The sequence below is a fragment of the Jannaschia sp. S6380 genome (genome assembly GCF_023015695.1).
GTDB lineage: Bacteria > Pseudomonadota > Alphaproteobacteria > Rhodobacterales > Rhodobacteraceae > Jannaschia.
On the sequence record NZ_JALKAS010000001.1, the window covers coordinates 867,224 to 881,352 of the forward strand.

The 14,129-nt window shown below is 65.6% G+C and carries 12 protein-coding genes and 1 other RNA gene; 3 read left to right on the forward strand and 10 right to left on the reverse strand.

The features are described 5' to 3' along the window. Positions 1-39: 39 nt before the first annotated feature. From MWU52_RS04495 to MWU52_RS04530, 8 genes are all read right to left on the reverse strand, one after another. Entirely contained in the window at positions 40-1,425 is a 1,386-nt protein-coding gene (locus MWU52_RS04495) for a deoxyribodipyrimidine photo-lyase (protein WP_246949891.1), read from the reverse strand. Positions 1,426-1,514: 89 nt separating this feature from the next. Then, a complete protein-coding gene (locus MWU52_RS04500; RefSeq protein ID WP_246949892.1) occupies positions 1,515-3,272 on the reverse strand; it encodes a BCCT family transporter in 1,758 nt (585 codons plus the stop codon). 30 nt (positions 3,273-3,302) lie between these two features. Further along, positions 3,303-3,608: a hypothetical protein gene (locus tag MWU52_RS04505; protein WP_246949893.1), complete on the reverse strand. Its 306-nt coding sequence runs from the start codon at positions 3,606-3,608 to the stop codon at positions 3,303-3,305. 109 nt (positions 3,609-3,717) lie between these two features. Next, positions 3,718-4,701 (reverse strand): acryloyl-CoA reductase, encoded by a 984-nt coding sequence (acuI, locus tag MWU52_RS04510; protein ID WP_246949894.1) that lies wholly within the window; start codon positions 4,699-4,701, stop codon positions 3,718-3,720. Between the two features lie 26 nt (positions 4,702-4,727). After that, positions 4,728-5,807 (reverse strand): dimethylsulfoniopropionate demethylase, encoded by a 1,080-nt coding sequence (locus tag MWU52_RS04515; RefSeq protein ID WP_246949895.1) that lies wholly within the window; start codon positions 5,805-5,807, stop codon positions 4,728-4,730. Beyond that, positions 5,804-6,316, reverse strand: coding sequence for a DinB family protein (locus MWU52_RS04520; protein ID WP_246949897.1), 513 nt, complete (start codon positions 6,314-6,316; stop codon positions 5,804-5,806). Before MWU52_RS04520 ends, MWU52_RS04515 begins: the two co-directional genes overlap by 4 nt. Further along, positions 6,313-6,957 carry a DUF1326 domain-containing protein gene (locus MWU52_RS04525; RefSeq protein ID WP_246952757.1) on the reverse strand — a complete coding sequence of 215 codons (645 nt, stop codon included), beginning with the start codon at positions 6,955-6,957 and terminating at the stop codon, positions 6,313-6,315. Before MWU52_RS04525 ends, MWU52_RS04520 begins: the two co-directional genes overlap by 4 nt. 35 nt (positions 6,958-6,992) lie before the next feature. After that, positions 6,993-7,700 (reverse strand): DUF2182 domain-containing protein, encoded by a 708-nt coding sequence (locus MWU52_RS04530; RefSeq protein ID WP_246949898.1) that lies wholly within the window; start codon positions 7,698-7,700, stop codon positions 6,993-6,995. Between the two features lie 181 nt (positions 7,701-7,881). Between MWU52_RS04530 and MWU52_RS04535 the strand changes: the two genes are divergently transcribed. Next, a complete protein-coding gene (locus MWU52_RS04535) occupies positions 7,882-8,913 on the forward strand; it encodes an ABC transporter substrate-binding protein (protein ID WP_246949899.1) in 1,032 nt (343 codons plus the stop codon). A 146-nt stretch (positions 8,914-9,059) separates the two neighbouring features. On the opposite strand, the gene MWU52_RS04540 is transcribed toward MWU52_RS04535, so the two are convergent. Then, on the reverse strand, positions 9,060-10,448 hold the full coding sequence (locus tag MWU52_RS04540) for a calcium-binding protein (RefSeq protein ID WP_246949900.1): 1,389 nt from the start codon (positions 10,446-10,448) through the stop codon (positions 9,060-9,062). Between the two features lie 512 nt (positions 10,449-10,960). Between MWU52_RS04540 and MWU52_RS04545 the strand changes: the two genes are divergently transcribed. Continuing rightward, positions 10,961-11,317, forward strand: a complete 357-nt coding sequence (locus tag MWU52_RS04545; protein WP_246949901.1) for a DUF4345 family protein — start codon at positions 10,961-10,963, stop codon at positions 11,315-11,317. A gap of 72 nt (positions 11,318-11,389) precedes the next feature. Here MWU52_RS04545 and MWU52_RS04550 read toward each other — a convergent pair whose 3' ends face one another. Next, positions 11,390-13,543: a hypothetical protein gene (locus MWU52_RS04550; protein ID WP_246949902.1), complete on the reverse strand. Its 2,154-nt coding sequence runs from the start codon at positions 13,541-13,543 to the stop codon at positions 11,390-11,392. A 165-nt stretch (positions 13,544-13,708) separates the two neighbouring features. Here MWU52_RS04550 and ssrA point away from each other — a divergent pair. Then, positions 13,709-14,063, forward strand: a transfer-messenger RNA (tmRNA) gene (ssrA, locus tag MWU52_RS04555). Positions 14,064-14,129 lie beyond the last annotated feature (66 nt).

A 14,129-nucleotide genomic window follows, 5' to 3' on the forward strand; every position in this document is an offset into this window, starting at 1 on the left:
CCACCCCCATGGCCCCGCAGGCAAGTCCCGTCGCGATGTTTACTCTGCGTCGCGTGACCGATACGCCTCCAGCGCGCGCGTGCGGCCTTCGGCCAGGCCGACCACGGGCGCATCCGGATAGGTATCGCCCGGTGCCATGTCCCAGCTTCGCGGGATCGCGTCGTAGAACGACGCATCCTCCAGCCACCTACGGCGATAGCGCGCCTTCGGATCGAACTTTTCGGCCTGCGTCTGGGGATTGAAGATGCGGAAGAACGGCGTGGCGTCCGGGCCGGACCCCGCGACCCATTGCCAACCAAGCGCGTTCGAGGCCGGATCCCAGTCGACCAACGTATCGGCGAACCAGTCGCAGCCGATCCGCCAGTGCGTCATCAGATGCTTGGTCAGATAGGAGGCGACGAGCATCCGCGCGCGGTTGTGCATCCGCCCCGTGACGTAGAGTTCGCGCATCGCCGCGTCCACGACCTCGACCCCCGTGATCCCGCGGCGCCAGGCCTCGGCCTCGGGGTTGTCGTCGCGCCAGGGGAACGCGTCCCATTCCTCGCGCCAATTCGACGTGGTCAGGCGTGGCGTGTGATAGGCCAGGTGATGGGCGAAGTCGCGCCAGACGAGTTCCTTCAGAAAGGTCTCGGCGTCGCCCACCCCGTCATGCAGGACCTTCTGTCCGGCGAACCAGCATTCGCGCGTGCTGATCTCGCCATAGGTCAGGTTCTCGCTCAGCCCGCTGGTGCCGTCCACGTCCAGGCGGTCGCGTCCGGTGACGTAGTCCTGCGCCTTCTCCTCGATGAAGGTGACAAGCCGATCCCGCGCGGCCAGTTCGCCGACATGGACGTGGTCGGCCACCACTTCGGCTCCGCGCCGCATCGCGTGCCCGAGATTCCAGTCGCCGAGGTCGTCCGAGGCGGGCCAGTCCGACGGGGCCGCAAGTGTCGCCACCGGGGCCAACGGCGTGTCCAGCGCCCGATCGCGCACGTTCTTCCAGAACGGCGTATAGACCTTGTAATAGCCGCCCGTGCCGGTCTTGACCGTCCATGGCTCGAACAGGACGTGGCTCTGGAAGGAATTCGCCGTCAGCCCGTCCTCGCGCAGCGCCTCTTTGACGCCGGTGTCGCGCGCGCGCTCGTCCGCGACGTAGAGGCGGTTCCACGCCACGGTATCGGCCCCCGTTTCCGCCACGAGGTCGCGCAGTACATCGAGTGCCCGGCCCCGCCGCAGGATCAGGCGCGACCCGATCCCTTCCAGCCGGTCCGCGATCGTCGTCAGACCCAGCCCCAGTCGCCAAGCCGGCGCGGCGCCCCAGCCCTCGACCACCTCGTCCAGGATAAAGACGGGAACGACGGGTCGGTCCTGCGCGGCGGCCCAGTCCATCGCCGGGTTGTCGGTCAACCGGAAGTCCCGGCGCATCCACAGAAGTATCGGTGCCATGCCGCGTCATCTAGGACGGGTCCGATCAAGGCAAGCCCGGAACGGAAACGGGGGCCCGAAGGCCCCCGCTCGCATCGGTCGGTCGCGGCCTATTCGGCGGCGACGGGGTCCTTGGTCACGCGCCGCTCGGACGCGAGGCCCATGGCGATCGCCACGCACATCACCAGCAGCACGGCGCAGAACAGCAGGCCGGTCGAGATGACCATGGCCTGAAGGCTCTGCAATCCGGCGGTTCCGGTGGCGCCCAGCAGCAGCACCGCGGCCACGAGCCCCTCGAAGATGCACCAGAAGACCCGCTGGATCACCGGCGCATCGACCTTGCCGCCCGCGGTGATCGTGTCGATCACCAGCGACCCCGAGTCCGACGAGGTGACGAAGAACACGATCACCAGCACGACCGCCAGGGTCGAGGTGATCGCCGCCAGAGGCAGATCCGCCAGCATCGCGAACAGCGCGATCTCGGGCTTGTAGGACGCGATGACGTTCTGGAACACACCGCTTTCGGCGCCGTTGCCGATGACCTGGCTGATCGCCGTGCCGCCGAAGGTGGACATCCAGAACACGCAGACGAGCGACGGGATCAGCAGGACGCAGACCACGAACTCGCGCACCGTGCGCCCCCGGCTGACGCGGGCGATGAACATGCCGACGAAGGGGGACCAGCTGATCCACCAGGCCCAGTAGAAGGTCGTCCAGCCATGCAGGAAACCCGTGTCCTCGCGTCCGAACGGGTTCGACAGCGGCACGATGTTCGCCGCATAGGCGCCGAGGCCCCCGAAGAAATCGGCCAGGATGTCGCCGGTTGGCCCGACCAGGAACACGAACAGCAGCAGCAGACCCGCCAGGACCATGTTGATCTCCGACAGGACCTTCACGCCGCCGTCCAGCCCGCGCACGACCGACACCAGCGCGATGAGCGTGATGCCCGCGATGATCAGCGCCAGCAGGGCCGAGCTGTCGTTCGTCGTCTCGACATTGCCCCAGAGGAAGCCCAGGAAGTTGCGCGTCCCGTCCTCGGGCACGCCGCCGCCGAACACCTCGGTCAGGCCGGATGCGACCTGCGTGGCGCCGATGCCGAGCGACGTGGCCAAGCCGAACAGCGTGGCGAAAGCCGCGATCGTGTCGATGGCGTTGCCCCAGAAGCCCCAGATCCGTTCACCCAGGAGCGGATAGAAGGCCGAACGGAGCGTCAGCGGCAGGCCTTTGTTGTAGGCAAACAGCGCCAGCGCCAGCGCGACGATGGCGTAGATCGCCCAAGGGTGAAGGCCCCAGTGGAAGATCGTTGCGGCCATCGCCATCGAGCGCGCGGCCTCGACCGTGGCGGCGTCCTGCACCGCACCGTCGACCACGCCGACGGAGCCCAGAAGCGGCTGATCGCCCCAGGGCGTACCGAAGTAATAGACCGGCTCCAGCACACCGAAGAACATCAGGCCGATGCCCATGCCGGCGGCGAACAGCATCGCGAACCAGGCCGGATAGGTATAATCGGGCGTCGCCTCGCTGCCGCCCAGCCGGACAGAGCCCCAGGGCGACACGATCAGCAGCAGCGAGAAGATCACGAACAGGTTGGCCGACAACAGGAAGAACCAGTCGAACTTGCTCTTCACGAAATTGCGGATGGCCGTGAACGTTTCCTGCGACCAGTCCGGAGCGATCAGGGCCAGTGCCACGAACAGCACCACCATGACGGCCGAGATGATGAAGACCGGGTTGTGGATGTCCAGCGCGAAAGGCCCGACCTTCGGCTCGATGTTGTCTTGGCCGATCTCGTAGTCGGTGTCGATCACCGCGGCCTGACCTTCGGGTTCCGGGATCCCCGGATCGTCGGCCGTGTCTGTCGTCGTCATGTCCCTACTCCTCGTTCCCCTGACGCGGGGTCAAGCCACCGCGTTCGCGAATTCTGACGCGAGACTAGGGGAAGGAGGAGCGGATTGCGACGATTCAATGACGATTACGCCCTGACGTCCGTCATTCGTTCCGCACGTGGAAAACGAAAGCCCCGGAACGGCTGGCCCGCTCGCCGTCATCCGGCGGTCCTCCACGATCGGCGGGGCCGGGGTGGTCATCGACACGAAGGTGACGTCCGACCCGATCTCGCGCGCAGGGGTCGCGGACGCGGTCCGCGCCTTCTCCATGGCGTCGATATGCCGACGGTCGACCGGGGTCATGATCCCGGTGAACATGGCGTGCGCTCTCCCTCTGGTGGTGGGGCGGACGCGCGTTGTGCGCCGCCCTTCGCCGGCAGACTAGCGGGCGCCCGATCCGCGGACCTTGACCCAGGACAATCCCCGCTCAGCCGCCGAGATCGACCACCACGCGGCCACGGACCTGCCCTTTCAGGATGTCGGCGCCCAGTTTCGGCAGATCGGCCAGCGTGGCGGGCACGACCATCGCGTCGAGCTTGTCCATCGGCAGCAGGTCGGCGATCCGCGACCAAGCCCGGATACGGTTGTCATAGGGCTGCATCACGCTGTCGATACCCAGCAGGTTCACGCCCCGGAGCAGGAACGGGATCACCGTGGCCGGCAGGCCGGCGCCGCCCGCAAGGCCCACCGCGGCGACGCTCGCGCCGTATTCCATCTGCCCCAGCACCCGCGCCAGCATCGCGCCGCCCACCGCATCGACGCAGCCGCCCCACGTCTCGCCTTCGAGCGGCTTCTTGACCGTCTCGGCCAGGTCCGCGCGGGGCACGATGCGCGATGCGCCGAGGTCGCGCAGATACGCCTCCTGCTCCGGGCGCCCGGTCACGGCGGCGACCTCATGGCCCATGGCGGCCAGCAGGGCCACGGCGACCGATCCCACACCACCGGCTGCGCCCGTCACCAGTTTCGGGCCGGGCTTCAACCCCTGATCTTCCAGTGCCTGGACCGCCAGCATCGCGGTGAACCCCGCCGTGCCGATCGCCATCGCCTGGCGCGTCGTCAGCCCGTCCGGCAACGGCACCAGCCAGTCGGCGCGCACGCGGGCCTTCTGCGAATAGCCGCCCCAATGCGCCTCGCCCACGCGCCAGCCGGTCAGGACGACCTTGTCGCCAAGCCTGTAGCGGTCGTCATCGCTGGCCTCGACCGTGCCGGCGAAGTCGATGCCGGGCACATGGGGGTAGTTCCGGACCAGGCCGCCCCCCGGCCCGATGCATAGCCCGTCCTTGTAGTTCACCGTCGAGTACTCGACCGCGACCGTCACCTCGCCCTCGGGCAGGCGGTCGAGCGTCAGGTCCTGGACTTCGGCGCGGGTGCCGTCATCGTCCTTTTCCACCACGAGTGCCTTGAACGTCATCGTCTATCCCCCTGTATCGAAACGCATCATGCCCAGAAATTCTCGCGCAGGCGCGCCGGGCGCGGCCCGTCCTGCGTCTCGACCGTGACCGCGGCTCCGGGCGCCCAGTCGCGGTCGATCATGCCGATCGCCACGCCGCAGCCGAACTCGATCGAATCCGCGGCCGAGGTCACGTGACCGGCCCGACGCTCGCCATCCATCACCGGCCAGCGGCGGTCGCAGACGGGGACCGGCCCCTCCATCTCGACCGCCATCAGCCGCCGGTCCGAGACATGCCGCTTGAGCGCGGCGCCCCCGATGCAATCATAGCGCTGGACATATTTGTCGAGGCCGACCTCGAACGGCGTCTCGGCGTCGGTCATGTCGTTGCCGTAGCTCAGCATACCGCCCTCGATCCGCTCGACCAGGTTGGGGCAGCCCGCCCGCACCTCCAGGTCGGCGCCGACCGCGAACAAAGCGTCCCAGAGCGGCATTGCAAGCCGTTCCTCCTCGACGAAGATCTCGAAGCCACCCTGCTTGGAATATCCCGTCCGGCTGACGATCATCGCGATACCGTCGAAATCGTACCGTCCGAAGCCGAAGAACGGCAGGTCGCGGACGGCCGCGCCGAAAACCCGGCCGGTCAGTTCGTTGGCCAGCGGCCCCTGTACGGCCAGGGGCTGCGTCTCCGCCTCGAAGACGCGGACGGAATAGCCGCCCGCCGCCGCCATCCCCTCGATCCATAGGCGCAACTCCCCGTCGGCGAGCGAGACCCACCATTCGTCCTCGGCCACGCGCATCGCGACCGGATCGTTGAGCATGCCGCCATCGTTCTTGCAGATCGGCACGTAGGCGCAGCGGCCCGGCCTGACCCGGCTCAGGTCGCGCGGCGTCAGCCGCTGCATCAGCGCGTCGGCATCGTGGCCCGCGATGACGACCTGCCTTTCGCACGCCACGTCCCAGACCTGCACCGCGCGTTTCAGATGCGCGCAATCCACATCCGTGCCGCCGAAGGACGCCGGAAGCATCATCCGGTTATAGACCGTGTAGGCCGTGCACCCCGCCGCATCGACTGCGTCGGTCCACCAGGTCCGCCGGACCCGGTTGGAGCGGGCGAGCGTCGTCATTGCGGGTCGGGCATGAAGGCAAGGTCCGTCAAGGGGGTCTTCACGCCGGCGGCGGTCAGCATCGCGTGGACCTGTCCCCGGTGATGCGTCTGGTGGTTGAAGAAATGCACGATCAGCCGGTCCAGCGGCCGGGACACGTCCGCGTTTACCACACCGGAATGCCAGGTCAGGGCACCGTCGCAGCTTTCAAGGGTCTCAGCCCAGTTGGTGATGCCGGCGTCGGTGGCGCGGCGACGCGCGGCCCAGGCGGCCGCGTCACGCTCCAGCGCGGCGGAATGGGGGATGCCCCCCTCGGGCGGCGGAGTGCCGGCGAAGCGCGACAGCCAGATCTCGTCGCCCCACAGAAGGTGGTTCGCCGTCCCCAGGATCGAGCCGAAGAACGCGCCCCGGTCCGCCGTCAGCGCGGCTTCGTCCAAGCCTTCGATCGCCTCGATATGCCAGGCGTTCTGCCACGCTGAATAGCGTGCCATCATCCGCACGAAGTCGGGCGTGATCACGACGCCGGTCATCGCGGCACCTCCGGCCCGGACCAGTCGATCTGGCAGATCTCCGCGCTTCGGCCGTCGAAATCCCAGACGCGGCCAAAGGCGCGGACGCGGCCCTTGGTGGCGGTCGCCACGGTGATGTCGCTGCCCATCCAGTATTCGGTGTTGGTTGCGACGATGTCCCGCTCGGGGTCCTTGCCCCGGACCGGCACGACCTCGCCCTGGATCTTCTTGCCGACCATCAGGCGACGGGCCTTGCCCTCGGTCTCGTAGGTGATGGTGGCGCGTTCGGCGCCCAGGAACTCGCTGACCAGCAGCTTGAACAAGCCCGTCGTCCCCTTCGCCCGGCCCGAGAATATCTCGATCAGGCCCAGATAGGCGGCCTGGCTGGCGCGGTCGTCGATGAACGCCGCGGCCTTCCAGTTGCCCCGCGCCATGAGGCCCGGGATTTCCAGCAGCAGGCCCACGTTGAGACCGGACAGATCCTCGTCGCCGTAGTGTCCTGCGTCAATGCGGATGCCCGACCAGGCCTGGCAGTACCCTTCGGTGGGCGCGTGCTTGCCCAGGCTGACGACACAGGGGCAGAACACGGTGCAGTTGCAGTTCAGGATCAGTTCGCCCTGGATCGCCCAAGGCGTCATGCCCCCTTTCGGCGCGGGCGACATGCGGCTGGAAACGACGGGTGCGGCGATCTTGACGTTCATAGGTATCCTCCGATCAGGAAGCCCGCACCGGACAGGCAGGCAAGGCCGATGGCGCGCGGGATCACCACCCCGCGCGACAGCTTTTCGACGGTCATCAGGACGGTGGCCAGCGCCATGAAGCCGAGCGACATGGCCCCGCCGATCAGGCCAAGCGCCATCAGCGCCCAGCAGCATCCCAGGCACACCGCCCCGAGGCGAAGGCCCATCCCCAGCGGCCCGCGGGCCCAATGCTCCAGAAAGAATACCAGCGGGCGGCGGCACCGCGACAGGCACGCATCCTTGAAGGTCGAGAACTGGTAGGCCCCTGCCAGCGCCAGCAGCAGCGCCGCGATCCAGGTCGACTCGGCCTGGCCGCCGATCGCGGTCTGTGCGCCTGCGGCGGCGGCGGCGAACCCGATCCAGACGATCGCATATCCGGCGACCAGGCGGCCACCGCCCGACACGCCCTGCGCGTCCGCTAGATGATCGTAGGTCGCCAACGCCGGCAGCGCCGTGGGCAGCATCATCGCCGCCGCCATCAGCAGCCACATTCCGAAGAGGCCCGGAAACCCCATCGCGACCGGTGCCGACAGGCAGATGTCCCGCCAGAGCGTGCCCCACGCCAAGGGCGGCGCCGTCATTGCCCAGACCCCGGCCCAGGCGGCCAGCAGCAGTGCGTACAGCGTCAGCCAGTGCGGGGCCGTCATGCGGTCGAAATGCCTCATGCAAGCCTCCCCTCGCTGCCGCCCATCGCAATCGCTCCGGTCCTTCGGATGCCAGACAATGCGCGTTCGGACAATCCGCTTTCGCGGGCCGGGTCCCGGCCCGGCAGATCTTCGACCGCTGGACGCCGCCCGGTGGCCGTCCTAACGTCCTGCCAAAACCAGACAACGGGAGAGATTGCCAATGACCCTTAGGACCCTGCTGATGTCGGGCGCCGCGACGCTGATCGCGCTGCCCGCCGCCGCCCAGCTGACCGTTTTCGATTATGCCGGATTCGAGAACCCCGCCTTCCACACGGCCTATACCGAGACGCACGGCGAGGGGCCCGACTTCGCGTTCTTCGGCGACGAGGAGGAGGCGTTCCAGAAGCTCTCCTCGGGCTTTCGGGCGGACGTCACCCATATCTGCGCCGGGTCCGTGCCGAAATTCGTCGAGTCCGGCCTGCTGGAGCCCTGGGACCTGTCGCGCATCGACGCCTGGGACGACCTGAGCCGCGACCTGACCGGCCAGGACGTGGCCAGCGGCGACGACGTCTATTTCGTGCCCGTCGACTATGGCTCCACCGCCATCGCCTACGACACCGAGAACGTGCCGGAGGAGGATGTGGCCACGCTCGACGTGTTTACCAACCCCAAATACCAGGGCCGCATGACGCTGCCCGACAATGTCGATGACGCCTATGCGCTGGCATATCTGGCGACCGGCACGACCGACTGGTCGAACGCCACCGACGCGCAGTTCGAGGCGGCGAGCGACTGGCTGCGGCAGGTGCATCCGAACCTGCGGACCTACTGGACCGACCCGGCGGAGCTTTCGCAGCTTCTGGCCTCGGGCGAGGTGCTGATCGCCTGGGCCTGGAACGAGACCTTGCCCACCATGGTCCAGGAGGGCTTTCCCATCGGGTTCCAGCGCGAAGCGGCCGAGGGGTCGTCGCTGTGGCTGTGCGGATACGTTAACATGAAGGAGGCCGACGGCGAGGAGGACCGCGCCTACGACTACCTGAACGCGATGCTCGACCCGTCCTCGACCGAGGCGCTGCTGGATGCGGGCTACGGCCAATCGAACCAGGCCGCGATGGAAGGCCAGGGCGAGGAGGCGCTGACCGCCTCGGGCCTGGGACCGATCGACGCGCCGGTGCTGGCCCAGCTTCCGATGGACGGCGCGCTGCGGCAGAGGCAGGCCGAGACGTTCGAGCGGATCAAGGCCGGCTTCTAGGCGCGCAAGACGTTCATTGAAGTTGCTCCGTTCTTCGCGTGTGAATGGAGCAACTTAAACAACGTGCCGCGACAGCACATCCTAACGATGGATCTAGGCCGACCCACTCGGTTCAATCCATATCGTACCCGCTAGGCAATTGGCAACTACAGGAAATCAAAATTATCGTCATTGAAGAAATCGCTCCAATTCACATCTTCAGCAACGTCTACCAAGATTCTTTCGTTAGTCTCCCTGACACGAATGGTGAAATGCGCGTCATTACCTATATACGTTTTAAACGCGCTGAGGTCGCCACGATCCACGATCGATTGATGATTCCTAAATAGAATGCTGTCGACACCGACGACGAAATCCTCCACAAGGTCTAACTGTCCTAGCTTTTCTTCTTCCTCTCCTTCAAGACCACCCCAGTCGACGAGATCTCCGGCTCTGAAGTCGAACACATCGGCACCGGATCCCCCTTCTAGTCGGTCCCGCCCAGCGCCGCCTCGTAACTGATCATTGCCAGATCCACCGTGAAGCACATCATCAGCCGCATCGCCATACAGCTCGTCGCTTCCCTCACCGCCCCACAGACGATCGACTCCAGAGCCGCCTCTCAGAAAATCGTTTCCGGAGCCACCATCAATTTCATCATCGCCATCGTTTCCGCGGATCACATCATCACCCAATAACCCAGAGATCGAATCCATGTCGTTGCCACCTCGGATCACATCATTTCCCGTCCCCCCCTCGATGGTGTCATCTCCGGCAGAACCGTTCAATGAATCGTTTCCACTTCCACCCCAGATCTTATCTGAGCCACGATTTCCGTCTACGAAATCATCGTTCAAGCCCGCAGCGATCAAATCGCCATCCGCCGACCCCTCGATACCCTCTAATACATCATCCCTATCGACATCGGTATCGTTGATTGTCACACCGCCGTCTGGGATTAAATCCGACGGCACGAAATTCTTTGGATCAATGAAATCAACTTTCGTCATAGACGAAAAGTCAGGAGCATTCGGCAGGAAATGGGCCTCGTGATCTCCGAAGTTGGCTAGCCCATCTCCGTCCATATCGATGCGGGCCCCCTCCAATGCGTAAAAAACGCTGCCGGACCCCGTGTTGATTAGCAACCATTGTTGGGCGACTGTCCCCGGGTCATTATGTACCCCATTGTGCAGAACTACGTGAACGTTCTCGGGCAGTTCGTACAAATCCAATTCCACTCCATCAATCTGAAGTTCATCTTCGGATGGATCGAAGTCTTCAATCCGACCAACGACCACGTCGTTAACCTCGTCGAGGCTCTGAAAATTGAATACATCATGACCCGAACCGCCGCGCGAATGATGGCCATGCGAAAAACTCAGGATGTTGTGAAACGACATGTTCGTAACGTCATCGCCAGAACCTCCGTAAGAGTGGATCTGCCCCGCATAGCGCTGAGCTGTGACATTTAGGATATCATTACCACCGCCGGCGAAGACGCCGCCGGACGTACCGGAAAGAATGTCGTCCTGATCAGTTCCGAACACCCTATTCATAGATTACCTCGTGTGCTGCGCATTACAAAAATCTTGGAAGCACCATTGGGGGACGTGCGGGCGTCTTTGGAGAAAGTCGGCGCGGCCCCATACATAAGAATGCAAATTTCCATAGATCCGCAGCCCAAAATAGTGGCATCTCAAAGTTGGCATGCCCATCCACAAGCACCCTCTTCTACATCTATGGAGCTAGCACTAACAACGCCCTGCGGGAATTTCAGTTCCAAAGGAATTTGGCTAAACTAGGATGGTATGGCACCAACGAAACGCTGAGCAGCCGAAGCAGTTGCCATTTGACCATTGTCGAGGCAAGTGGGGCAGTCGGCGATGCTGAATGGCCGCATCATGTAAAAACTTCGAACTAGTATGGTTTCCGCGATCACCTTTGCGAGATATTTACTTTCTTTGGATCGAATCTTGATCCGACCGGATAATCCAGTTGCGCTCCCATTGGCATCGGGCCCCGCAGGTCTAGGTCGTCCCCCGACCCTGCACCTGCCGGAGATGCACCGATGGATTTCGTCCTCATCCTCAACGTCCTGCTTGCCCTTGCCACCATCGGCTTCGGCGCCGCCGGATGGCTCGCCCCCGACTGGACGATGAAGAAGGTCGGCCTGGCCGATACCGGCAGCACCATGGGCAAGTCCGAGGTGCGCGCCGCGTCGGGGGCGCTGTTCGTCGTGGCGGGTCTGGCGGCGATCCTGCTGGGTGGGCCGGTGGCCTATGCGATGCTGGGTTTCGTCTGGCTGGGCGGCGCACTGGGACGGGCGACGTCGCTGGCGCTGGACGGGACGACCACACGCAAATGGGGCTTCTTCGCAACCGAGATCGTGACCGGGGCGGTTTTGGTGCTCATCAACCTCTACTGATCCGCACCGCGGAACGACCATGGGGGCCGGACGCGGACGCCGGCCCCCACGCTGTCGCATGATCGCGCCAACCTAGCTCGTGGGTGCGAACTCGCCGCCGGCGTGCCGGGCCCACCACTCCTCGCGATAGTCCTGCCATTCGCCGCCGGGGCGACGGACATGCACGTCGGCCGTGCAATCCCCGCCGCCATGGACGATCACGCAGTCGCCGTCGAAGCTGGTCAGGCGCATGGACATCGGGTCGGAATAGGTCAGCGCCTGTTCCTGCAGGATGCCCACCGCCAGCCGTTCGCCCATGCGCAGGCTGTCGTAGTAGTCGGTGTAGTAGTGCACGCCCGCCATGTTCCGCCCGATCGAGATGTTGGCGGCCAGCTTGTCCAGTTCGCCCGTGATGGTCAGGTCGCCCGGCGGCGTGCCCGCATCCTCCAGCGAGAGGCGATCGGCGCTGGCGCGATAGGTCCGGTCGATCCCGGCCAGGCTGTCCATGGTCGAAGGCTGCCACCAGGCATCGGACTTGGCCTCCTCCAACGTCAACGGCTGCCCGGTCATCTTGGCGGCCGGCGGCACCCGCCCCGTCGACAACTCGAAGAACGCCTTGAGGATCGTGACGCAGGCCCCGGCCACGGTGGCATGCCCGGCCCCATAGGCCGCGTGCATGGGCGAACCTTCGGGGAAGGCCATGGGCAGCAACAGGTTATGCGCCGAGATGTCCGGCAGATCCGTCGCGCAGGACGCATCCGCCACACGCGGATAGGCATGCGGGTCGGCGGCAGTCGCGGCGTTGGCCTGGGTGTTGATCGCATGGATCGCCGCCAGGGTCTTGGGCATCCGCTCCTTCAGTTCGGCATGTATCGCTTCCAGCGGCCCGGCGGCATTGCCCAGGGCGGCACCGTGGCCGTTCGCGGCCAAGGTCACCATCGCGGCCAGTTGTTCCGGCCGTCCACGCAGGTGGCGCTGGAACTTCTGATGGCGCACGGCCTTCAGCGCCCGGCTGGCCACCTCGGTCATCAGCGACAGGATATGGGGCCCGCCGAAGGTGGCGAAGCTGCCGCGGGTCGGATGCGCGCGTCCGGACGGGAACCCGTGGTCGAACGGAACCCCGCCCACGAACATCAGCAGGCAAGCATTGAAATACGCCTGATACAGCTCGTCGAAATGGACGTAGGTGGCCATGTCGCGCAGCCGGCCGACGAACCGGGGCTGCAGGTCGGACTCGAACAGGTCGAGGCCGCGAAGGTCGGCGCCGTTCTGCGCGTCCAGCCAGATCGGCCAGTCGGTCAGGTGATCCACGCCTTCGCGCTGGGCGTTGATGCGCTGGTCGATGCGCTGCGCGCCGAACACGATATAGCCGTCCTCGGCCCCGTCGGTCAGGCCGCCCGCCGGGGCGATGTTGGCCTTCATGACGTTGCGCGCATCCTTGGCGCCGGGCGAAACACCCCGCGCGGCCGTGCCGATCAGCATGAATTGCGACACGTAGGGCCCGACACGCGCGCCTTCGGTCGATCCGCGGAACAGCGTGGTGCCGTCGACGGGACCGCCCCGCCCAGTGCGGCGCGTGGCCTCATGCGTGGTGCCCTGGTCCTGGACGGGCGCGTTCGGGTCGAACCATGGCAGACCGGCCAGTTCGGCCGTCACCTCACCCACGGTTACGCCACCGCGCGCGGGCGCGGCCGGATTTGCCAGGTCGACGAAATGCGTGTCCCGCAGGACGGCCATCGCATAGACCTCGGCGAGTTCCGCGCAAAGCTCGCTGTCGCCCAGCCGGGGGGCGGGCGCCATGGCCAGTTCGGACGGCGCGGGGCCCTGCAGGTCGCCCTGGTGCCCGGCCAGGGGGCTTTCCCAGTTGCGCACCGTCGGCGCACCATCCTCCAGCACGGACGCGAATGTCGTCCGCGCGCCCGGTGCTTCGGCATGGCCCGCGGGACGGTGGCGCTGCGTGGCATCGACCGGGCCCAGGGCCACGTCGAATTCGGCGTAACCTTCTGCGTTCTCAGGCCCTTCGAGGTTGTCGAGGAAGCCCTGGAAAGCCACCGGATCGGGCCGGCCGAAGCCGTCATGCGGCAGGCCCTTGTGGAAGGCGGTCACGGGCGGCTGCAGGCCGGCCTTTTCGCCGTTGTCGATGGTCGGCAGAGGGCCGCGCGCGTCGGCGATGTCGGCCGCGGTCTCGCGGATCTTGCGGGACCGGGAAATCGCGGTCTCGGATCGGGAATGGGAACGGTCGAGCATGGTGTCTCTCCGGGTTTGAAATGGATTGCGACGATGGGTGTCGGCCAGGCGGGCATCGGGCGCCCGCCCCGTTCTCGGGCGACACGCACATCATGCCAGAGGTGGCCGAACGGACGTAGGCAGGGAAACCTTACCCTGCGTCAACCTTTAAGCGGCGCGGTCCACCCCCTTGCAACGGCCCCGATCCGGCCCTATCTTCGGGACGTCCGCAGCGATGTGGACTATGGCGATAAACGCACCCGTAATAAGCGGATCGGACCCGGGGGCGGTACCCGGCGACTCCACCAACCTTCCGTTATTGGCGGATCATGGGGTCGAAACAGGATCGACGGACGTCTAAAGGGGCCAGCTTTCGCTCGGTGAGATACCACCGTTATCGGTTCACAATGTACAGTTGCCAATAACAACCGTGCTCCGGTCGCGCTGGCTGCGTAAGCAGTCCGCAAGATCGAAATCTAAGTCCTTGCGCCTAGCAGCGTAAGGCGGGGTTCGCAGGCACCTGGCAACAGAAGCCTGCACTTTTCTCCTAGACATTTCGGTACCTTGCGCGCGCCTTTCCCGGCCTTGGCAACGCCCCGCCGCCCAA

Bases quoted from the DNA above. Each gene is read 5' to 3' on its own strand.
- MWU52_RS04545 (WP_246949901.1), top strand. From the start codon at position 10,961: ATGGATTTCGTCCTCATCCTCAACGTCCTGCTTGCCCTTGCCACCATC.
- MWU52_RS04520 (WP_246949897.1), bottom strand. From the start codon at position 6,316: ATGACCGGCGTCGTGATCACGCCCGACTTCGTGCGGATGATGGCACGC.
- MWU52_RS04500 (WP_246949892.1), bottom strand. From the start codon at position 3,272: ATGACGACGACAGACACGGCCGACGATCCGGGGATCCCGGAACCCGAA.
- MWU52_RS04540 (WP_246949900.1), bottom strand. From the start codon at position 10,448: ATGAATAGGGTGTTCGGAACTGATCAGGACGACATTCTTTCCGGTACG.
- MWU52_RS04495 (WP_246949891.1), bottom strand. From the start codon at position 1,425: ATGGCACCGATACTTCTGTGGATGCGCCGGGACTTCCGGTTGACCGAC.
- MWU52_RS04525 (WP_246952757.1), bottom strand. From the start codon at position 6,957: ATGTCGCCCGCGCCGAAAGGGGGCATGACGCCTTGGGCGATCCAGGGC.
- MWU52_RS04550 (WP_246949902.1), bottom strand. From the start codon at position 13,543: ATGCTCGACCGTTCCCATTCCCGATCCGAGACCGCGATTTCCCGGTCC.
- MWU52_RS04530 (WP_246949898.1), bottom strand. From the start codon at position 7,700: ATGAGGCATTTCGACCGCATGACGGCCCCGCACTGGCTGACGCTGTAC.
- acuI (WP_246949894.1), bottom strand. From the start codon at position 4,701: ATGACGTTCAAGGCACTCGTGGTGGAAAAGGACGATGACGGCACCCGC.
- MWU52_RS04505 (WP_246949893.1), bottom strand. From the start codon at position 3,608: ATGTTCACCGGGATCATGACCCCGGTCGACCGTCGGCATATCGACGCC.
- MWU52_RS04515 (WP_246949895.1), bottom strand. From the start codon at position 5,807: ATGACGACGCTCGCCCGCTCCAACCGGGTCCGGCGGACCTGGTGGACC.
- MWU52_RS04535 (WP_246949899.1), top strand. From the start codon at position 7,882: ATGACCCTTAGGACCCTGCTGATGTCGGGCGCCGCGACGCTGATCGCG.